Source organism: Acinetobacter sp. ACZLY 512 (assembly GCF_023614015.1).
In the GTDB taxonomy this organism is placed as follows: domain Bacteria; phylum Pseudomonadota; class Gammaproteobacteria; order Pseudomonadales; family Moraxellaceae; genus Acinetobacter; species Acinetobacter soli.
Genome location: NZ_JAKIVI010000008.1, coordinates 1 through 20,776 on the forward strand (window position 1 = coordinate 1; position 20,776 = coordinate 20,776).

The 20,776-nt window shown below is 44.1% G+C and carries 23 protein-coding genes and 1 rRNA gene; 8 read left to right on the forward strand and 16 right to left on the reverse strand.

The window, feature by feature from the left end:
• Positions 1-102 (forward strand): 5S ribosomal RNA (gene rrf, locus L2096_RS09840); the annotation flags it as partial.
• A 161-nt stretch (positions 103-263) separates the two neighbouring features.
• Here the strand turns inward: rrf and L2096_RS09845 are convergent.
• From L2096_RS09845 to rplM, 5 genes are all read right to left on the reverse strand, one after another.
• Positions 264-920 (reverse strand): hypothetical protein, encoded by a 657-nt coding sequence (locus tag L2096_RS09845; protein ID WP_151765595.1) that lies wholly within the window; start codon positions 918-920, stop codon positions 264-266.
• An 18-nt stretch (positions 921-938) separates the two neighbouring features.
• Complete coding sequence (locus L2096_RS09850) at positions 939-1,373, reverse strand: ClpXP protease specificity-enhancing factor (protein ID WP_004941278.1); 435 nt, start codon at positions 1,371-1,373, stop codon at positions 939-941.
• 11 nt (positions 1,374-1,384) lie between these two features.
• The gene (locus L2096_RS09855; protein WP_004941276.1) at positions 1,385-2,035 is read right to left on the reverse strand and encodes a glutathione S-transferase N-terminal domain-containing protein; all 651 of its coding nucleotides are present in this window, start codon (positions 2,033-2,035) and stop codon (positions 1,385-1,387) included.
• 195 nt (positions 2,036-2,230) lie between these two features.
• On the reverse strand, positions 2,231-2,617 hold the full coding sequence (rpsI, locus tag L2096_RS09860) for a 30S ribosomal protein S9 (RefSeq protein ID WP_002048725.1): 387 nt from the start codon (positions 2,615-2,617) through the stop codon (positions 2,231-2,233).
• A 12-nt stretch (positions 2,618-2,629) separates the two neighbouring features.
• Complete coding sequence (rplM, locus tag L2096_RS09865; protein WP_002117832.1) at positions 2,630-3,058, reverse strand: 50S ribosomal protein L13; 429 nt, start codon at positions 3,056-3,058, stop codon at positions 2,630-2,632.
• 302 nt (positions 3,059-3,360) lie between these two features.
• Here rplM and pdxA point away from each other — a divergent pair, with 302 nt between their 5' ends.
• Genes pdxA through L2096_RS09880 form a run of 3 tightly spaced genes read left to right on the forward strand, consistent with a single transcriptional unit; the run spans position 3,361 to position 6,015 of the window.
• A complete protein-coding gene (gene pdxA / locus L2096_RS09870) occupies positions 3,361-4,329 on the forward strand; it encodes a 4-hydroxythreonine-4-phosphate dehydrogenase PdxA (protein ID WP_250365320.1) in 969 nt (322 codons plus the stop codon).
• A 22-nt stretch (positions 4,330-4,351) separates the two neighbouring features.
• The gene (rsmA, locus tag L2096_RS09875) at positions 4,352-5,164 is read left to right on the forward strand and encodes a 16S rRNA (adenine(1518)-N(6)/adenine(1519)-N(6))-dimethyltransferase RsmA (protein WP_025094417.1); all 813 of its coding nucleotides are present in this window, start codon (positions 4,352-4,354) and stop codon (positions 5,162-5,164) included.
• Positions 5,165-5,166: 2 nt separating this feature from the next.
• A complete protein-coding gene (locus tag L2096_RS09880) occupies positions 5,167-6,015 on the forward strand; it encodes a symmetrical bis(5'-nucleosyl)-tetraphosphatase (RefSeq protein WP_048765833.1) in 849 nt (282 codons plus the stop codon).
• 60 nt (positions 6,016-6,075) lie between these two features.
• On the opposite strand, the gene L2096_RS09885 is transcribed toward L2096_RS09880, so the two are convergent.
• From L2096_RS09885 to L2096_RS16065, 4 genes are all read right to left on the reverse strand, one after another.
• Positions 6,076-6,747, reverse strand: a complete 672-nt coding sequence (locus L2096_RS09885) for an LrgB family protein (protein ID WP_004941264.1) — start codon at positions 6,745-6,747, stop codon at positions 6,076-6,078.
• 15 nt (positions 6,748-6,762) lie between these two features.
• Positions 6,763-7,134, reverse strand: a complete 372-nt coding sequence (locus L2096_RS09890) for a hypothetical protein (protein WP_004941262.1) — start codon at positions 7,132-7,134, stop codon at positions 6,763-6,765.
• Between the two features lie 43 nt (positions 7,135-7,177).
• Positions 7,178-8,509 carry a ribosome rescue GTPase HflX gene (hflX, locus tag L2096_RS09895; RefSeq protein ID WP_004943478.1) on the reverse strand — a complete coding sequence of 444 codons (1,332 nt, stop codon included), beginning with the start codon at positions 8,507-8,509 and terminating at the stop codon, positions 7,178-7,180.
• A 96-nt stretch (positions 8,510-8,605) separates the two neighbouring features.
• The gene (locus L2096_RS16065; protein WP_284444925.1) at positions 8,606-8,740 is read right to left on the reverse strand and encodes a hypothetical protein; all 135 of its coding nucleotides are present in this window, start codon (positions 8,738-8,740) and stop codon (positions 8,606-8,608) included.
• Between the two features lie 162 nt (positions 8,741-8,902).
• Here L2096_RS16065 and L2096_RS09900 point away from each other — a divergent pair, with 162 nt between their 5' ends.
• Entirely contained in the window at positions 8,903-9,721 is an 819-nt protein-coding gene (locus L2096_RS09900; RefSeq protein WP_025094414.1) for a lysophospholipid acyltransferase family protein, read from the forward strand.
• Here the strand turns inward: L2096_RS09900 and L2096_RS09905 are convergent.
• Complete coding sequence (locus tag L2096_RS09905) at positions 9,714-11,273, reverse strand: phospholipase D family protein (RefSeq protein WP_371864002.1); 1,560 nt, start codon at positions 11,271-11,273, stop codon at positions 9,714-9,716. The genes L2096_RS09900 and L2096_RS09905 overlap by 8 nt on opposite strands.
• 180 nt (positions 11,274-11,453) lie before the next feature.
• Between L2096_RS09905 and L2096_RS09910 the strand changes: the two genes are divergently transcribed.
• The gene (locus L2096_RS09910; RefSeq protein WP_025094412.1) at positions 11,454-12,464 is read left to right on the forward strand and encodes a metallophosphoesterase; all 1,011 of its coding nucleotides are present in this window, start codon (positions 11,454-11,456) and stop codon (positions 12,462-12,464) included.
• 18 nt (positions 12,465-12,482) lie between these two features.
• On the opposite strand, the gene L2096_RS09915 is transcribed toward L2096_RS09910, so the two are convergent.
• The 3 genes from L2096_RS09915 to trhA form a co-directional block, all read right to left on the reverse strand.
• Positions 12,483-13,262 (reverse strand): hypothetical protein, encoded by a 780-nt coding sequence (locus tag L2096_RS09915; RefSeq protein WP_025094411.1) that lies wholly within the window; start codon positions 13,260-13,262, stop codon positions 12,483-12,485.
• A 122-nt stretch (positions 13,263-13,384) separates the two neighbouring features.
• Positions 13,385-14,695, reverse strand: coding sequence for an MFS transporter (locus L2096_RS09920; protein WP_151820299.1), 1,311 nt, complete (start codon positions 14,693-14,695; stop codon positions 13,385-13,387).
• Positions 14,696-14,838: 143 nt separating this feature from the next.
• Complete coding sequence (trhA, locus tag L2096_RS09925; RefSeq protein ID WP_004941239.1) at positions 14,839-15,480, reverse strand: PAQR family membrane homeostasis protein TrhA; 642 nt, start codon at positions 15,478-15,480, stop codon at positions 14,839-14,841.
• 102 nt (positions 15,481-15,582) lie between these two features.
• Between trhA and L2096_RS09930 the strand changes: the two genes are divergently transcribed.
• Positions 15,583-16,806: a class I SAM-dependent methyltransferase gene (locus L2096_RS09930; RefSeq protein WP_250365321.1), complete on the forward strand. Its 1,224-nt coding sequence runs from the start codon at positions 15,583-15,585 to the stop codon at positions 16,804-16,806.
• Positions 16,807-17,256 (forward strand): GNAT family N-acetyltransferase, encoded by a 450-nt coding sequence (locus tag L2096_RS09935; RefSeq protein ID WP_151820297.1) that lies wholly within the window; start codon positions 16,807-16,809, stop codon positions 17,254-17,256.
• A 145-nt stretch (positions 17,257-17,401) separates the two neighbouring features.
• Here the strand turns inward: L2096_RS09935 and L2096_RS09940 are convergent, their stop codons facing one another.
• From L2096_RS09940 to L2096_RS09950, 3 genes are all read right to left on the reverse strand, one after another.
• Positions 17,402-18,259 carry a patatin-like phospholipase family protein gene (locus tag L2096_RS09940; RefSeq protein ID WP_151820296.1) on the reverse strand — a complete coding sequence of 286 codons (858 nt, stop codon included), beginning with the start codon at positions 18,257-18,259 and terminating at the stop codon, positions 17,402-17,404.
• Between the two features lie 16 nt (positions 18,260-18,275).
• Positions 18,276-18,497, reverse strand: coding sequence for a hypothetical protein (locus L2096_RS09945; protein ID WP_119026099.1), 222 nt, complete (start codon positions 18,495-18,497; stop codon positions 18,276-18,278).
• A gap of 141 nt (positions 18,498-18,638) precedes the next feature.
• Positions 18,639-20,774 (reverse strand): 3-hydroxyacyl-CoA dehydrogenase NAD-binding domain-containing protein, encoded by a 2,136-nt coding sequence (locus L2096_RS09950; protein ID WP_250365322.1) that lies wholly within the window; start codon positions 20,772-20,774, stop codon positions 18,639-18,641.
• Between the last annotated feature and the right edge of the window lie 2 nt (positions 20,775-20,776).

Consider the following 20,776-nt stretch of genomic DNA (forward strand, 5'->3'; position numbering starts at 1 on the left):
GCAAGAGTGAACCACCTGATCCCTTCCCGAACTCAGAAGTGAAACCTCTTCGCGCTGATGGTAGTGTGGCGTTAGCCATGTGAGAGTAAGTCATCGCCAGCTTTTAAATACTAAGCCCCCTTAACATACGTTAAGGGGGCTTTTTTATGCCTAAATGAAAGGGAAATAGAAAAATAAAACAAGAAATCAATCAATCTCACATTCAATAAGACATAAAAAAAGGGCAGATGCCCTTTTTTAACACTTAAATTTTAACAGCAAATTTAACCCACCAAATGTCCATATTGCACATAAAGAAAGATTAAAACAGCTAAAGCAACAAGTGGTGCTACGATTTTTGACCACGTTGGCACAACATCATGCACGACTTCGTTTACATCATGTTTGTCCGTGTCGTGGTGAGCAGTATGAACCATTTGATTGAATTCCTTCATTGTTTCGTCTAATGATACATCTTCTTCAATACTAGGTTTAGAGCCTATCAATTCTGTTAGTTGGTTTGTTGACCAAACCCAATCATCGGCTTGCCCAGAAAGATGGTCAATTTGTCCGATCATCAGCTCATTTAAGCCTGTTTTACCTAAATGACCCGTTTGCTCTAACTGTTTAAGCTCTGAAAGCTGTAATGCTAGAATTTCGCTGAGACTACTCTCAAGCTGTTGTTTAGACAATGTCGATTGGTTTTTAGGAGATGTTGTAAGATGCCTTGCAATCTCTTGAATATAAAGCGGGTTTTGATCCTGTATTTCAGTATAGAGCTTGTCACTATCCTTGCGCCACAATTGAATTAGCTTACCCAGTACCAATGCGTTCAATTCAAAAACTTGTTGTTGACGCGTTTGAGCTGTACTGCCATTAAGTAAATTTGGGGATTGAAGCAAACTTTGTTCAGCAAAATAATGCACTAAATCAAACGCCATCTTACACTCCGTGATGATCTAATCTAAAAGTCTTAAATTTGGTTTCTTCTTGCTTGTTTCAGGTTCAGTTTTTTCTTGCTCTTCCGATTCTAGAGCATTTTCTGGCATCTGGATATTTGAATATTCACTAGGATCAAAGAAAAGTCCTTGTCCATTTTCACGTGCATATATGCCAACGACCGCGTAGATCGGTACATAAATGTCACGTGAAACGCCACCAAAACGTGCTGAAAAGGTGATGGCATCATTGGTCATCTGAAACTGATGCACGGCATGTGGTGCAATATTTAATACGATTTGTCCATCTTGAATGAATTGTTCTGGAACAGAGGTGTAAGGCTGTGTCGCATCGACCAAGAGATAGGGTGTCAGCTGGTTATCGCAGATCCATTCATAAATTGCACGAGCCATATATGGGCGAGTTGGACTTAACGGTATTTCAGTTTCAGACATTGTGTACTCATCTATAGGTTAATTAAATTACTATAACGACTTTTTTCCTGCGCAGTCATCGATTTAACAAAAGCAGGACGACTAAAAACACGATTACAATACAACGTAATCGGGCGACTGCTGGTTTTAGGCAGCTCTACCCCCATGAGAGATAAGCGTATAAACATTGGGGCAAGCATGCAATCAAGAATGCTAAATGTTTCAGACATAAAGTAGGGGAAATGTTGAAAGAGTGGCACTAGCGATAGCAGCGTATTGCGTAATTCTTTTTGTGCCTTCTGCTGTTGTTCAGGCTGCAATGTATCTGAATGGCGTAGCATGATGTCTGCGAGCTTAAACCAGTCATTTTCAAAACGCCAGATATATTGTCTTTGTTCTGCCCGTGCCGCTGGAGAATCGGCATAGAGCTTGTTTTGACGATATCGATCGTCGATGTATTCTGCAATAATCGAAGCTGAAAACAACTTTAAGTTATTTTCTAGCAGCATTGGCAGTTGGTTGTAGGGGTTTAGACTGGCCAGATCTTCATCTTCATAATCAACGAAAACCGGATGATATTTGATTTGTTTCTCGGCCAATAAGAAGCGGATCCAGTGTGACCTGAAATCATCTGCATGACTGTACAATGTGATTCCTTGGACAGATGGATTTTCAACTGGCATAGCTTAAGATACTAAAAATTCTAAAGGTTGTAGGATACTAAACTTGGGTCTAAAAAGATAATGGCACGCGTATTAGTTATTTATTTTATAGCATAAAGCCTTCATTATTTTAACCCAAACTGTAATGATAGATGCTGCAAATAATCATAAAAAAACCTCGGAAATCCGAGGTTTTTTGTCCAATTCGCAAACGAATTAACGTTTAGAGAATTGAGGACGTTTACGAGCTTTACGCAAACCAAGTTTCTTACGTTCAACTTCACGAGCATCACGAGTAACGAAACCAGCTTGACGTAGAACAGGTTTTAAAGTTTCGTCAGCAGCGATAAGCGCACGAGTAATACCGTGACGGATCGCGCCAGCTTGACCACCAATACCACCACCTTTAACAGTGATGTAAAGGTCAAACTTTTCAGTAACTTCTAAAAGTTCTAAAGGTTGACGAACAACCATACGAGCAGTTTCACGACCGAAATATTGCTCTAAAGTACGGTTGTTAATAACGAGTTTGCCTGTACCAGCTGACAAGAAAACACGTGCAGTTGCGGTCTTACGGCGACCTGTACCATAATTAGTAGCCATGTGCTGTATCCCTTAGATGTCCAAAACTTGTGGCTGTTGAGCAGCATGCGGATGCTCAGTACCAGCGTACACTTTCATTTTTTTGATCATTGCATAACCAAGAGGACCTTTTGGTAACATGCCTTTAACTGCTTTTTCAAGAACAGCTTCAGGCTTGTGAGCGATTAACTTTTCGAAGTTAGTCTCACGGATACCACCAGGGAAACCAGTATGGCGATAGTATTTCTTATCAAGTGATTTTTTACCAGTCACTTGAACTTGTTCAGCATTAATCACAACGATGTAATCGCCAGTGTCAACGTGAGGAGTATAAGAAGTTTTATGCTTACCGCGTAAACGACGAGCGATTTCAGTCGCAAGGCGACCTAAAGTTTTGCCAGAAGCATCAACAACATACCAGTCGTGTTGAACTTCAGCTGGCTTAGCGCTGAGAGTTTTCATTAAACCACTACCTATTATAGTTGGTTTGGACTATGGAATCTGTCCAAACAAAAGGAGTGCAAATTCTATATGAATTTGGGTGGAATCACAATCAAAAAGTTCGCCAAAACCGAGAATTTCAGACTGTTTGCATACAAAATTGATCAAATGGCAGTTTAAGAAAAGTGATGTAGATGTAATCTTTCGCTTTCATTTTTTTAATTACACAGCCATGCATTGATATTTAATACAAATCCACTCAAATGGCTGTGTTGTCTGAGGCATCCATAGGTATACTCAGAGCTTAGCGGAGGATAAATACCATGATGCCCTTATATGTAACCTCAGGAGAGCCGGCAGGCATTGGCCCAGATATTTGCTTGAGTTTGAGTCGCCATCGGTTTGAACGACCTGTTGTGGTCTTGGCAGATCGATCGCTATTACAATCTCGCGCAACACAGCTCGGATATGAGGTTGAGTTACTAGATTATACAGGTCAGCCTGATGCTGCGATGTCTGGACAGCTTTATGTGGAACATGTTCCGTTATTTAAACCTGTTCAAGCCGGACAGCTTGACTCTGCTAATGCAGCGTATGTGATTGAACAATTGACGCGCTCAGCCCGTTACGCAATCGAGCAAAAGAGTGTCGGCGTTGCAACAGCTCCCGTACAAAAATCGGTCATTAACGATGCCGGTATTGCATTTAGTGGTCATACTGAGTTTTATCAAGAAATGGCAGGGGTTCCACGCGTGGTCATGATGCTGGCAACGCATAGTTTGCGTGTTGCGCTGGCGACTACACATCTGGCTTTACGAGATGTTCCCGATGCCATTACTCAAACGCGCTTGATTCAGGTGATTGATATCTTGCTACACGATCTTCGTCGTAAATTTAAAATTGCCACACCACGAATTTTAGTCTGTGGTTTGAACCCTCATGCGGGTGAAGATGGTTATTTAGGCCGTGAAGAGATTGAAATTATCAATCCGGTTTTACAAGCCTACCGAGATCGAGGGATCGATTTAAGTTTGAGTCTGCCTGCCGATACTTTATTTGCACCCGAACATTTAAAAGATGCAGATGCCGTGCTGGCGATGTATCACGATCAGGGATTGCCTGTGTTAAAATCACAAGGCTTTGGTGAAGCAGTGAACATTACACTCGGTTTGCCTTTTATTCGCACATCGGTTGATCATGGAACCGCGCTGTCTCTGGCCGGAACCGGATTGGCAAAAAGTACAAGTTTACATGTGGCGGTTGAGCTGGCTTTGGCGCTGGCACGTCAATAATCGAATTACGTTGGAAGTCTTTATGTATCAAATTAATGCCCTAAACCCCAAAGAAGAAGGGCATAAAGCTCGGAAACGTTTTGGTCAGAACTTCTTACACGACCAACGGGTTATTGCAAAAATCGTCCGTTCAGTCAATCCGCGCCCAGGCGATAATGTTGTCGAGATTGGGCCTGGTCTGGCAGCACTGACTTCACCTTTGATCGGTGAGTGTGACGCCCTCACAGTGGTCGAACTCGACCGCGACTTGGCGGCAGGCTTGCCTGAGCGTGTTCCATACCCGGAACGCTTAACGATCGTTGAAGCCGATGCACTCAAATATGATTTTAGTCAGTTAGCGACGCAAGAACGTCCACTTCGTGTGGTGGGTAACTTGCCGTATAACATCTCGACGCCTTTGTTGTTTCATCTGTTGGAATTCGGCGACAAAGTCAAAGATATGCATTTTATGCTACAAAAAGAAGTCGTTGATCGTATCACTGCTGAGCCTAATACCAAAGAATATGGTCGTTTATCGGTCATGATTCAGTATTTCTGTCAGCCTACGTTTTTATTTGAAGTGCCTGCTGGCGCATTTAACCCACCTCCAAAAGTCACCAGTGCGGTATTTCGTTTAGTGCCGTATAAAGAAAAACCGATTGTGGCCAAAGATGAAAAAGCATTGTCTCGTTTGGTTTCTCATGTATTTACGCAACGTCGTAAAACCTTGCGAAATAGCCTAAAGGGTATGCTTGCAGACGACGCTTTTGATAAGGCGGGTATCGATCCGATGGCACGCCCGGAAACTTTAACGCTGGCACAATTTGTGGCGTTGTCTGATCAAATGGTGCCGTAAGTATGACCACGCGCTACAACTATGTGATTGGTGATGTTCAGGGATGCTTTGAAGCGCTCAAAGCATTGCTCAAAGAAATTCAGTTTGACCCAGATTTAGATAAACTTTGGTTTGCAGGCGACTTGGTAGCGCGTGGGGAAAACTCAGTCGGTGTACTGCGTTTTGTTAAGAAACTGGCCGAGCGTGGATGTGCCGAAACGGTTTTGGGAAATCATGATTTAACCTTGATTGCCTGCGCTCGTGGACACAAAAAAGTAAAAGCCAGAGACAATACCCAGCAAGTGCTTGATGCGATTGATGGCGATGAGCTCATAGATTGGTTACGTCGCCAGCCACTGTGTCTGTTTCCCGATCGGCAGACAGTGATTACCCATGCTGGAATTCCGTGTATCTGGACGGCTGAACAGGCATTTGACCTTGCATGTGAAGTGGAAACCTATATCGGACATAATGATCTGACTCAACTCGATGCCTTTTTATCTGAAATGTATGGTGAAGCGCCTACATTATGGTCAGATCAATTGACAGGTATGGACAGACTGCGTGCTATTACCAACTACTTAACCCGTATGCGTTTGACCGATGTGCATGGGCGTCTGGAATTTAGTTTTAAAGATGAACTGACAGAACCTATGCCAAAAGGCTTTTTGCCGTGGTTTGATTTTGACTGTCCAGCGGCACATACACACCAGATCTTTTTTGGTCATTGGGCGGCCTTGCAAGGCATGACCATTAACGAACGTATTCAAAACGTAGATGGTGGCTGTGTATGGGGGCGTCGACTCATCGCATACCGATTGGAAGATCAACGGGCTTTTAGCGTTCAAAACCCGCTTGCAGAAGATTGGTAATCAAGTATTGAGCCGCAGTGACAATCACTGCGGTCATTAATACAGTTAAGATGAATGTATTTAAGACTGTAGCGAGAGGACCAAGGTTGGTAACCAAAGGGCAGTAAATACGCCATTGAGTGCCATGCCAAAAGCGGCATAGCGCCCAGCAACAGGGCCTCGCTGCCATGCTTGAGCGGTGCCAATGGCATGTGCTGCAAGACCAAGTGCCAGCCCAGAAGCACGTTCATCATGAATATGTTTTAAAATCCATGGCGAGAAAGCAGCTCCAATCACCCCCGATAAAATCACAATTAAGGTAACCAGTGTCAGTGGTGCATGTAGAAGCGTCGCAATGTTCAGTGCAATCGGTGTAGTCACGGCACGGGTCATAAAGGCCAAAATCGTCGGATGCGACATATGTAGTAAATAAGCCAGACTCACGGGCAGGGCCACAGCACTAAAGCTGGCAAAGCATAAAATACCGATCAGTGATTTGAGTGGCAGATCATCGTAGCGCATGGCCGCCAACGGGATGGCCAATGCAACGGTGACATAGCCAAGCAAATGACTAAATAGTCCGTTTACGCTGTTCATATATTGCTCATAGGGCAGTCCAACCAATGCCAATAATGCAACCACAATAAACATTCCAAATACCAAGACCGGAATTTGAGGTACGCGCTTATTTAAGGGCTTGGCACATACATAGGCAATCAAGGTAATGATAAAGCCGTAAAGAATGGTGAACATGTATTGACGATCTCCTTACAGCCAATGTTTAGCCATTTTGGCATAAACCCAGAGCGGTAATAATGTACTGACGACTAACACAGCTAAAAATAACGGAATTTCACTGCCCATGTGGACCAGCATCATGAGAGAGCCGGCACAGATGGGTAAAAAAGCAAATCCGCTTTCTTTCATAATTTTATTGTTGGTATCGACCAGCCGCGGAGGTACTTTTTTGAATTTACGCCAGATCAGTAAAACAGCAAGTAGCCCGATTAGTCCCACTAAATTGCCTAGCTCGGGATGACCGAAATGTCCCATTCCCCATACCGAGCCTTCTCGAAACAAGATAATTAAGCCGAGCGTGCCGAACCATGCCAGCCAGTCAATCTGTTTTACCCAATCCATGTCACTGTTCTTTTTTGTCTTAATAACTCAAGTTTTAACCGATTTAGCGTTTGATTTCAAACTCTTCGAGTGGTCGTTTGAAACGCGTTGCCTGTTCACCCAGCACATCGTCTAATGAAATATGCGCTTGGCGAATCAACTGTTCGAGTTTTTGCGGAGCAATCATGACCTGCAAATGTAAATGTCCTTCGTCATCGAAGGCCTCCGATCGAATCACATTCAGATTGTACAGTTGCGTTCGTAACTTGCCATGCGTGGGTTTGAGTGTAAGCTCAAACATCTGATGTTGACCCATCAGGCATTCTTTGACTGCATTGTGTAGTAAATCGATGCCTTGACCGGAATGCGCAGAGACATAAACCCGCTCTGGCTCATGCGGACGCGCATAAATCAGTTTAGGTTCCTCACCGCTGACATCAATTTTATTATAAACACGTAACACAGGAGCCTGTGCACCTATTTCTTTGAGTACACCTTCAACGGCTTCAATTTGTTCGAGCATGTCAGGGCTGCTACTATCGATCACATGCAGCAATAGCGTTGCCTCTAAAGTTTCTTCAAGTGTGGCTTTAAAAGATTCAATCAGATCGTGCTGCAAATTCCGCACAAAGCCCACGGTATCTGCCAACACCACGGTACCGATTCCATCCCAATCTAACCGTCGGAGCGTCGGATCGAGCGTGGCAAATAATTGATCGGCTGCATATACGTCGCTACTGGCCAAATGATTAAACAGGGTAGATTTGCCCGCATTGGTGTAGCCCACCAAAGAGACCGTCGGAATGGCTGCTTTTTGACGCGCGGCACGGCCTTGCAACCGTGTTTGCTGTACTTTTTCCAGTTTGTCTTTGAGCTGGGTAATTCGAATACGGATCAGGCGACGGTCTGTTTCGAGCTGCGTTTCGCCGGGACCACGCAAGCCGATACCACCTTTTTGTTGTTCAAAACCAGCAGACCAACCACGTACTAAACGGGTCGAGAGATGTTTAAGCTGAGCCAATTCAACTTGCAGCTTACCTTCATGCGTACGCGCACGCTGTGCAAAAATATCCAGAATCAGCCCAGTGCGATCGATCACTCGGCATTTCATGATTTTTTCTAAATTTCGTTCTTGCGCAGGCGTGAGCGCGTGATCAAAAATCACCAGATTGGCCTCTAGCTCGTGTACTCGCTCGGCAATCTCTTCGGCTTTTCCGGAGCCAATAAACAGCTTTGGATCGGGTTTGACGCGCTGCGCAAAAACATGATCTAGTTGTTCTGCACCTGCAGACGATGCGAGTAACGCAAACTCATCGGCATCGAGATCGTCGAGGATATTGACGCTCACACTGACCAAGATGACGCGTTCTTTTTGATGCAGCTCCACAGATTCCACAGGCGCTTTAACTCATATAAATGGAAAAGGACTATTCTAGAATAATCCTTGAGATGTGGCGAATGAAATTGCATTTAGGCCTTTTAACCAGAGCATTTAAATCAGGCTATGAAATGCTTTTACCGCTAAAATAATCGCACCCGCATATAAAATGGTCCATCCAGCAATCATCTGTAAGATTGGGCCAGCATGAGTGCTGTGGTGATGCTGTTGCTGTTGAAGAGTATTCATATTGCTCTCCTTGTAATCTTAATTATCGATAAAAATATAATAGTTAATTGTTAAAAAGAATTGAAATTGAATTTATTTATACTGACGTTCGGTTTTTATCATCAATACAAAATTTACCAGATCGGTATAGAATGTACCCAACCTGAATGCATCATGATCTTTATGACAGAACACACTGCTGACACACAGTCATCATTAAACCCACTGACTCGCCTAGCGTTATATAGCAAAAAATTTGCGCTGGGTTTGGGCGTTGTTGGAGAAGGATTTTATCTGGTATACCGCCATGGTTTGTACAAGCATCCAAATGATCCTGCCAATACACGCTATGTGCAATATTTTTGTCGGCGCTTGTGTAAGGTCTTTAATCTCGATGTGCGCGTGCATGGTGAAATCCCGCGTGAGCCTGCTTTATGGGTCAGTAATCATATCTCGTGGCTAGATATTGCAGTCTTGGGCTCTGGTGCGCGCGTCTTTTTTCTGTCTAAAGCAGAAGTGGAAAAGTGGCCGATACTGGGTCAACTCGCCAAAGGCGGTGGCACTTTGTTTATCAAACGTGGTTCGGGAGATTCGATTCGAATTCGCGAGCAAATTAGCGCATTTTTGAAAAAAGATATTCCGGTACTGTTTTTTCCCGAGGCAACCACCACCGATGGTAAAACCATTAAACGCGTGCATGGCCGTATATTAGGTGCTGCACTTGAAGCACAAAAGCCAGTACAGATTTGCCTGATTTGCTATGTTAATCAGCACGGCGAGCTCGATACGGTGGCACCATTTATTGGTGATATGTCTTTTGTTGAACATGTGAAACGTGTATTGGAAATGCCAAAAGTCGTAGCACATTTGATGGCACTGCCTGCCATTTCGGTAGAAGGGCATACACTTAAAAGCCTGACCGATGAAGTTCAGCACAAAATGCACGAAGGCCTTGAAGAATTACATCGGCTAACATTGAAGCAGACGCCACTGACTACATAAAGCCTTCGATCGGTAACCAAGAGATCAGCTTAACCCCCGCCTTTTGCCACCATTTCATACGCGGTTCCTTGGTATATACCTTGGTACCCGTCGGAGTTTGGCGATACCAATTGATTTTATGGTTGGCATCGAGCACCAATTTATAGGCATATTTGGTCAGTTGCTGATCCATGGTTTGATGTACTGCTTGTGCCAGTGGCGGGCTATTGAGTACAACACCAATTTCAGTGTTTAAGTACGATGAGCGTGGATCGAAATTAAATGAGCCAATAAACACCTGTTTTTGATCGACTTCCATTAATTTGGCGTGCAGGCTTGAGCGGCTCAAACCTTTCATGCTGACTTTGGCCTTCTTCACCAATTCATCGGTATATTTGTCCATGTCTTCTTTTTCAAGCGATGGCAAAAACTCGTATAATTGCACACCGTTTTCTAATAGCTGCTGACGGTATTTGGCATAAAAAGCATGCACTACGGGCACATCGTTGGCTTTAAATGAATTGGTCAGTACCCGAATTTTGATGCCTTCATTGGCCAGGTTGGTCAAACGCTTGGCGCCTTCTTTTTCAGGTACAAAGTACGCCGAAATCAAATCTAAATTTTCTTGCGGCTTTTCAATGTTCTTGATCAATTGAAAGTTGAGATGCTGTTCTTTCTTGGCCTTGGCCCGAATTTTATCTGGAGAGTCTTTCACAACAGTCGCTTTAACCCAGTCTAACTGGATATTGTTGTTGAGCCACTGGTCAAAAGCATGCGAACGAGTGGTGAGATCCAGATAGTTTTGTACACTGACCTTGCTAAAGTACTGATCGAGTTGCTGCTTTAAATCTGGATAGCGTAAACGGTGCTGATCTGAGTTGACAATATTTTGTACCGAGTAGGCGTATTTATCGTTCCAGTATTCGTCAAACGACGAGACAATATCATCCACGGCAGCGCCTACGAGCAATACGTCGACATCAGAAAACTGGTAGTTGTCGCTCACGTTATAATACTGATTGGTCATGTTGCGCCCGCCAATCAGTGCCACCTGATTATCGGCGATAAAGCTCTTGTTATGCATGCGTCGATTGATACGCTTTAAATCTAGCACCATATCCATGGCGCGGTATTGACGAAAGCGGTAGGGATTAAACAGTTTTACGTTGATATTTTGGTGCTGCGACAGCGCCAGTAATACGCCTTCCATTTTTTTAGCATTGTTATCATCAATGAGTAAGCGTACTTTGACGCCACGATCGGCAGCACGAATTAAGGCATGTAGCGCCAGTGCACCAATTTTATCGTTATCCCAAATATAGTATTGTAGATCGAGAGACTTTTCAGCCTTGTCAATGAGTCTCAAGCGCGCAGCTAATGCCTCTAAGGGCTCGTACAGTACATGATAGCCTGTCAGATCTGGATTCTGCTGCTTAAGCGGCGTAATAATTTTTGAGAGTGTGGTGTCTGACGTATCTACTTGATTGGCATACTGAGCCACTTCTGGGCCTGGTTTGGGCAGTGTGCTACATCCACTCACTCCAAGCACACCAATGAAGGCGCAGGCAACCATAGCACGCGGTATTGCGTAACCGTGTGTCATGGATTTGAAACCTTGTAGAGGAGTTTTAGATGATTTCGCCATAATACGTACAAACAAAAATCTGGGCTAGAGTATAATTATTCCATATCTAAAGATAAATAAATGAAATAAAGATGTCTGAGCACGATCTTATTTCCTTTGAGAGCAGGTATGTCGAATTCTAGTTCAATCATTTTTTACTTCTATATATGTTTTGTGCTGTTAGCAGTTTGGGCCATTGCACAGGCTTGGTTGAGTCAATCACGTACCGAGACCATTCATCCCTTTAAAGCGTTCGTTCATTTATTGGTGTTTTATCTGTCTTATCTCTTGTATCCCTTGGCGCTGTTTAGTGCTTACGCGGGATGGACTGGATACTACAGTTCTCAGCAGGCAATTTTTATATGTGTCTTGAGCCTTGTGTTGATTTACGCCCGTTTTATCGAGCCGCATTTTATTCATGTACATCACCATCAATACCGTCTTAATCCCGAGCAACCTTTTCATACACCGGTTAAGGTGGCACTGATTGCCGATTTGCATATTGGACTATTTTCTGGGCATGAGCGTCAGCTACGTACACTGGTCAAAAAACTTAATCAGTTACAGCCAGACTTAGTGGTGGTCGCTGGCGACTGGACTTACGAACCTGAAAATACATTGGTAGAGGAGCTGAAAATACTCAGTGAAATTCAGGCACCCGTTTATTCGGTACCGGGTAATCATGATGAACAGTATCCTGGTCCTCCGATTCAGCAATTGCTGAAAAATGCGCTTGAAAGTAATAATGTGATAGATATTGAAGGAAAAATTATCGATTTTGACGAGTTTCGTTTGATTGGCATCGGTGATTTATGGGCCGGCAAAACCGATATGCGTGCCATGCCTGATTTGCCACAGGATAAACCGTGGTTAATTCTTTCGCATAATCCGGATACCGTCGATATGGTGCCAGCCTTGCCTACACGTCCTTTAATGCTTTCTGGGCATACCCACGGTGGTCAAATTGAATTGCCTTGGGTTACCAGCTACATTATGAAAAAAGTTTCGATTTTAGGCCACAAAAAGGGCCTATATACACACGAACATGCCGATGTTTTTGTGACAGTTGGCACCGGGATGGTGGGGATTCCGTTTCGTTTTCGGGTACCTCCAACCATCGATATGATTGAGTTAATTTAATGATTAAACACTCCTCAATTAAGTGATCCAGAACAGAATGGCGATAATAATCAGTCCAATGCAAAATAGCAAAACAAGCTTAGACACGTCTTTTTTCTTGGTCTGATCTTCGATGCCATGCATCTGATTGGGCATGACAGGCCGAGATGCGAATGTATTGGGATGACGACTGGTATTGTTGCTTTCTAACAAAGACGAAGAAGATGAACCTTCTACCTCATTTCGACGTTTGATCAAATCAATAAAACATGCATCTAGACTCGGGTAGGTGCGCCTATAAAATTGCTGCATGATTTGATTCCAATGAGGGTGCTGTTCATCAATCCGCTGTTTTTGACCATTTGAATCAATAACATGCATGGTGCGTTTAGCATAGTCGACCTGTATTCTTTCATAACTTAAAGGGGAAGACGCTAAGGGGGGATTTGGCTCTAGCCAGTCATCCATTTGATCTGGATCTTGTTCGATCAGATCCACTGCTTGTTTGGCATCTTGCAAGGAGTAACCACCGTGATCAACCAGATATTTGATGGCTTTGATCTTATCGCCGTTTTCAATGAGTCCGATCAGTTCATCTAACTGGGTTTCATTGAGCCTAGAGTCCAAGGCGATAATGGATGTTGTTGAGGGCGAAGAGAATAAAATTTCAGGCTGCTGCTCGATTTGATCTGCCAGCATTTTTGCTTGCTGCAAGGAGCAGTGTGTGTGATCCACTATGTATTTCACGGCAGCAACTTTCTGGCCGTGCTGGATCAACTTTGAAACATCTTGGCGTTGTTTTGGAGTAAGGGTTTGCATATTATTCTGATCATTATTGATGCGTTGATCTTATTGTTTAAAAGAATCATTTGGGAAAACAGTGGCTTTTTGTAGCGGTATAAAAAAACCAGCCTAAGCTGGTTTCTTAGAACGATAAACACTTAAATCTGATTATTGACATCTTGGTCTTTGGTTTCACGAATCAGTAAAAAGGCAAGCAGAGACAGCAAAGAAGCGGCAGACATATACCAACCAACTGCCTGTAAGCCATAACCTTCTGCAAGTTTTGTTGCAATGAGTGGCGCAAACGATGCACCAAAGATACCTGCAAGGTTAAAGGTGAGGGCAGAACCGGTATAACGAACGGATGTTGGGAATAATTCTGACAATACTGTACCAATCGGCCCGTAGGTCAGCCCCATAATTGAAAGACCTATGCACAAAAACAGGAACACAAAAAAAGTACTGCCCGATTCAAGCAACGGCGCAAACAATAGACCAAACACTGCTGCTGCCAAACAAATGCCAACCGATGTTTTTTTACGGCCAAATTTTTCGGCCATAACAGCAGAAATTGGAATAAACGCAGCAAAGCAAAGTGTTGCAATCAGTTGAAGCTCTAAAAATTCGCCTCGTGCATAGCCAAGTTTATTGGTGCCCCAATTCAAAGCAAATACGGTGGTTAAGTAAAACACCACAAAGGTACAAATGGCTGCAATAGTACCTAAAACCAGCTTAGAGAAATGTTTGGTAATCACTTCTTTAAATGGAATGTTGACTTCTTTTTGCTTGTCGAGCACTTTTTTGAATGCGGGTGTTTCGTGTAGTTTCAAACGAATATACAAACCCACAAGCACCAAGACTGCACTGGCAATAAAAGGAATACGCCAGCCCCACTGCATAAAGGCAGCCTCCGACATAAAGGCGCCCAAGGCCAAAAATGAGCCCGTGGCCAAAATAAAGCCGATTGGTGCGCCAAGCTGCGGGAACATGCCATACCATGCCCGTTTGCCTTCTGGTGCATTTTCGGTTGCCAGTAAGACTGCGCCACTCCACTCACCACCTAAACCCAGCCCTTGGCCTAAACGACACAGTGCCAGCAACAACGGTGCCACAATCCCAATTTGGGCATAGGTTGGCAGCAGGCCGATACAGACCGTAGAAATCCCCATCGTTAAGAGTGCAGCCACGAGCGTTGCCTTACGTCCAATTCGATCGCCCAAATGACCGAACAAAGCCGCACCGATTGGGCGGGCAATAAAGGCAATTGCAAAGGTGGCCAGCGACTGCACGATGGCTGCACTGCCACTACTTGCTGGAAAGAACAAATGCGGAAAAATGATGACCGCGGCGGTGGCGTAAATATAGAAATCAAAAAATTCGATGGTGGTGCCCACAAGACTGGCGAATAAAACGCGAGTTTTAGAATTTGTGGCAATTTCAGGATTTGCTGTAGTTGTGGTTGACGACATAAATAACCTTACACTTCTTAAAATAAATTCGTTTTTTTGGAAGCGTAATTTTTTAAAAAAGCGATAATTTCTTAAAAAAGTAGCGACAGTTTGCTGCTGATAACGCAAGAAATCAGGGTCACTGAAATTTCAGGCTTTATCGGCTAAATCACGTACCAGTAGATCGCAAAGAAGTGTGATCCTGCACCTAACAGTACAAAAAGATGCCAGATGGCATGGGTATATCTTACCTTTTTTAAGGCATAAAACAATGCTCCAATCGTATAAGCCGCGCCACCAAAAATCAGTAAATTCAAGGCATCTGAACCAAGAAACTTGCGCATATCATCGACGACCAGTACAGCCAGCCAGCCCATCACCAAATAGGCTGCCAGCGAGATCTTTTGAAAACGATGAATAAACACTAGCTTAAACAAAGTACCGATCAAGGCAATGATCCAAAGTGCAATTAGAAGATAGGTGGCTTTGGCTGTTGGAATCGCAATACTCAAAAAGGGCGTGTAGGTGCCCGCGATCAGATAATAAATGGCTGTATGATCGAGCTTTTTATACCAGTGACGTTTTTCTTGGGTTTTAGCAAAGTGATACAGCGTGGAGCTACTAAACAGCAACACCAAGCTTAAGGCATAGACCAGCAGCCCGATCCATTGCGCTAAGGGTAAGCTGCTACCTTTGATCAGTAAAAAAACTGCTCCGATCACCGCGAGGCCTGCACCGAGTGCATGACTCCATGCATTGAGCTGTTCTTCAAGCGGATCGTAATCTTGCACAGGAGATTGAGCCATTCATTATTCTTTCTATTAAAAATACACTTGTATAGTAATTCAATTTTGTTTTTAAAGTAAGTCGATTTAAACTATGTTGCTTAACACACAAGGTTTTTGATTATGTCCGTTCAGGCTTCCGAAATATCATCGCAACAACAGTTCCTTGAACTCATTCAAGAATCGATTGAAAATCAAGAATTTGATCGTTTGATCTTGAGTCAGTATAAAGGTGATGAGCCTGAGCTGGAAAAAATTACGTGTCGTGTTGTGGAATTGCAACAACAAGTTAAACTCAATGTGCTTTACCATTACACCACCAAAGATGTGACCAAAAACTACCCGCTAGATGAAGCACTTGATTGTGTCGAATCTTATTTGGCAGCGTGTAAGCAGGCGAATCTGTTTAGCTCGCGCTTAGATGCACAACTGAAAAAAAATAAAAAGAAAGCCATGCTCACCGTACAACAGCGTCAGCCAAACCGTACTCAACCTGCCACGACACTACAGCATAATCGAGAAAAACAGCGTTATATCGATGCCAGTGCGCCGTTTTTACAGGGGCTCGGTATTAGTGACAGTCATGGCAAAATCATTCCGGCGATGGCCAGAAAATGGAAACAGATTAATAAATTTATTGAAATTTTTTCTCATGCCTATGAGCAAATTTCGCTAAAAGACAACACCATCAAGATTGTCGATTTTGGTTCAGGCAAGGGCTATCTAACGTTTGCTTTATATGATTATTTGCAACAGCAAACCCAGACTCAGCCACAGATTACAGGCGTTGAGTTACGTTCGGCTTTGGTCGAGTTTTGTGAACAGCTTGCGCTAAAATCAGGATTTGATCATCTTGATTTTTTTGAAGGTGATGTACGAACCTATCAACCTGAACGCTTAGATGTCATGATCGCGCTGCATGCCTGTGACATTGCCACAGATTTTGCCATTCATACCGGTATTCGGCTCAATGCCTCGATGATCATGTGCGCACCTTGCTGTCATAAGGAAATCCGACCGCAATTACAAAGCCCGAAAGTGCTTAAGCCGATGCTGCAATTTGGTATCCATGCGGGTCAGCAGGCCGAAATGCTCACCGATACCTTACGTGCCTTGTTGCTCAAGGCGCATGGCTATGACGTTAAGGTCTTTGAATTTGTTTCACTTGAGCATACCAGTAAAAACAAAATGATTTTGGCCACCAAGCGTGAACAGAATGAACAGCCAGATGCACACATCTTGGAACAGATACAGGCATTAAAACAGATGTATGGTATAGAGAAACAAACCTTAGAATTGCTATTAAACGATCAGATCGCGATTGAAAATGTAGGATGTAAATGTTAAATGACTGAAAACGTTACATCAAACTTGCAACTTGATCTTCAAATCGGAGATTGGCGCAGCCTCAAACAGGATGCCAAATATATTCGGACACTGGTATTTATTGAGGAGCAACACATTCCTGAACAAGAGGAATGGGATGATCAAGATCAGGTTTCACAGCATTTTGTGATCTATCACGATGGTCAGCCAATTGCCACAGCGCGCTTGCTTCCAAATCGGAGTATTGGGCGCGTGGCGGTTTTAAAAGCGTATCGCAGTATGAAGATTGGACACCAGCTTATGCAGGCCATGATTGATTATGCAAGGCAGCACGATTTGCCTGATTTAAAACTTTCTGCGCAGGTCTATGCAACAAGTTTTTACACACGTTTGGGCTTCATTCAACGCGGTGAAACTTATGACGATTGCGGAATCGAACATATTGAGATGTTTTTATCTTTAACTACATAGACATTAAGTAGCGCTTGGGTGTGATGGTTCCTTTGGGAAATCAGGAATTAAGTATCCATGATCTATTGTCCAATCGGTTAGTCGGTTAGTACTTTGGAAAGATCAGAACGAATTGATCTGATCTCAATCGAGTTAAGCCATTCCTTTATTTAAGCGATTGCCATGCTTCCATGGCGGCGTAGCCAGTTTCTTGACCCACCCGATAAGTATATTCGAGTTTTTTACGATCTTTACAGAGTCGACTGGCCAAGCCTTTTTTGTTGGGAACACACACCTCCAAAATACGCTGCTCGTTTGGCTGACGTAAAAATTTCACTGAGTCGTTATAGCGTAAACAGCGCGCTTGGAGACTTGAGGCAAAACCATGATGGTGTTTGAGCATGTACTTGGCCAAGAACTGATCGCCCTTACTGCTGGTTTTGGCATAATGTTGCGGCCGTGTACGAATCACCATGAGTGCATTGACATCGTGTTGTTGCGCGGCCCATTGAACTGGTAGGGCATCGGCCACACCGCCATCAAAATACGGTTCACCCATAATGTCGACAGGCTGTCGGGTGAGCACAGGAATGGTACTTGAGGCACGAAGGGCGCTGAGCAGATTGTCCTTTCCTGCACGTAGATATTCGGCACGACCACTTCGTGCATGCGTCAGCACCATATAAAAGTCGGGATTTTGGGCAAAGAGTGCCTGCTGATCGAGTGGGCGTTCTGCTTCACCCACCTGCCACATCCATTCAAGATCGATTAAATCGCCGCCCTTTAAAAAGCGTTTATAGCTGATAAATTCTGGACGCAAAGAATGATCGATATAAAACTGAAGCGTGCGACCGTGTTGACCAGCCAAATAGTTGGCCAGATTGGTCGAGCCTGATGACACCCCGACATACAGATCAAAGGGATTAAACTGTTTTTCTAAAAAGGCATCGAGTACACCTGCGGTAAAGGCACCGCGCATACCGCCGCCTTCAACGATAAGTGCTTGACGTTGGGGAGTAGACACAATAAAAACTCAAAAATTAGGGTTGTTGCGAAGCGGGAGCATGGGTATTTTGGGGCGCAACCGACGCATGGGAAGTATCGTGCTTTTGGCGTTGCTGACTAGGCATGTAATCGGGTTCGCTGCTCATGGCGAAATATAAAAAAGTGAAAAAAATGGTGGTAATTACCCCCACAATCATAACGAATTTCCAGCCTAATCCGGTAGATTCCGCATCATTAGAATGATTTGTTCGGTTCATACTTAGCCGTCCACATGCAGAGCATAATGAAAACAGCGTTATAGCATATTTTGCTGATGTGAACTGTGTTAAATCATCATACTTCAGCCATACAAGTACGCCTTATCTATACAGACAAGGCGTACTGCGCATAACCGATCATTACTGAATGGGCTGATTGGTAGCCGCTTTTTCTTTCAACAGCGCAGGTGGTGTGAAGCGTGCTCCATAACGCGCCTCTAATTGTTGCGCACGTTCTAAAGCCTGTGCGGTTCCGTGCTGATTTAAAAACTGAATAGCACCGCCTGTCCATGCAGCAAAGCCAATACCAAAAATTGACCCCACATTGGCATCGATTACCGATTCAAGGACGCCTTCTTCGTAGCAACGTAAGGTGTCGAGTGCCTGAACAAACAAGAAACGATCAATCATGTCTTGTTCAGAAAGGGAATGCGGTTTTTGCCAGCGGGAAAGTCCCGGCCACAAAAACTTTTTATCATTTTCAGGATATTCATAAAATCCTGCACCGGCCGCCTTACCTTTGCGGTCGAGCTCATGAATCATGCAATGAATCAGATCATCAACTGGAGATTCAGGTAAGGTTTTTCCTTCTGCTTGCAAGGCACGACGGGTTTCTTGGGTAATGTGTTCTGTCAGCGTAAGTGATACTTCGTCTTGTATGGCCAGCGGACCAACAGGCATACCTGCTTTGAGGGCTGCCATTTCAATCTGTGCTGGATGTACGCCCTCGGCCAGTAAACGCATTCCTTCATTGATAAATGTGCCAAAAACCCGACTGGTAAAAAAGCCACGACTGTCGTTGACCACAATTGGAATTTTACCAATCTGCTGGACAAAATCGTAGGCTTTGGCCAGCGTTTCAGCAGATGTGCGTTGGCCTTTGATAATTTCGACCAATTGCATTTTATCGACCGGGCTAAAAAAATGTAGGCCGATAAATTTTTCTGGATCTTGACTGGCTTGGGCCAAGCCACTAATTGGCAGTGTAGAGGTGTTCGATGCAAAGATACCCTCTTGAGCCAAATAAGGTTCTGCCTCTTGAGTCACTTGTGCCTTAAGTGTTTGGTTTTCAAAGACTGCTTCAATGATCAGATCACAGTCGTGTAAATCTGCCGCAGTTGCGGTTGGCACAATTAAGGCAAGAATCTGATCGCGTTTTTCTGCGGTCAGGCGTCCTTGTTGAACGCGCTTATCTAAAAGCTTGTGCGAGTAAGCTTTGCCTTTTTCAGCATTTTCAAGAGAGATATCTTTAAGGACAACAGCAATGCCTTTTGTGGCTGTAGCGTATGCAATGCCGGCCCCCATCATGCCTGCACCTAAGACGCCTACTTTTTTGGCCTGCCACTTGGCGATGTCTGCGGGCCGACTTGCACCAGATTTGATGGCATTTAACCCATGCCAGAAAGTACCAATCATGTTTTTGGAAATTTGCCCGGTGGCCAGTTGAGTGAAGTAGCGCGACTCAATGCGAAGGGCGGTATCGACATCGACCTGAGCACCTTCAACTGCTGCTGCCATAATCGCTTCCGGTGCTGGATAGCATCCCTTGGTTTTGTCGCGGAGCATGGCAGGGGCAATCGCTAAGATCTGAGCCACAGCAGGGGTTTTGGGATCTCCGCCGGGAATCTTGTAGCCTTTTACATCAAACGGTTGCTGACTTTTCGTGTTGGCTTTGACCCACGTCATGGCTTTTTCTAACAGCGCTGATTCATTTTCAGCAGTATCGTGTACGAGGCCAAGAGATTTTGCTTGCTCGACACCAAATTGTTTGCCTTCCATCAAGTAAGGAAATGCAGTTTGTAAGCCCAACAGCCTCACCATGCGAACAATCCCTCCACCACCGGGAATTAAGCCCAAAGTCACTTCAGGCAAACCAAATTTGGTTTTTGGGTCGCTGAGCGCAATTCGGTAGTGACAGCTGAGTGCTATTTCCCAGCCGCCGCCGAGTGCGGTGCCATTTAACGCCGCTACAACAGGCACGCCTAGCGTTTCAATGGTGCGTAAATTTGATTTCAGTGCTTCAATCATTTGAAAAAAGTCGCTGGCCTGTTCGGGCTGAACCTGAATCAGTTCGTCTAGATCACCGCCAGCAAAAAAGGTTTTCTTGGCCGAGCGAAAGATGATGCCTTTCAGATCCGTTTCGGCTTTGAGCTTTTGAGTGATTTCATCGAGTGAATCACGAAATTCTGCATTCATGGTGTTGGCAGATTGCCCTGTAGAATCGAGTGTGAGAATCACAATCTGATCTGCATTTTTTTCGTAGTGAATTGCGCTCATGA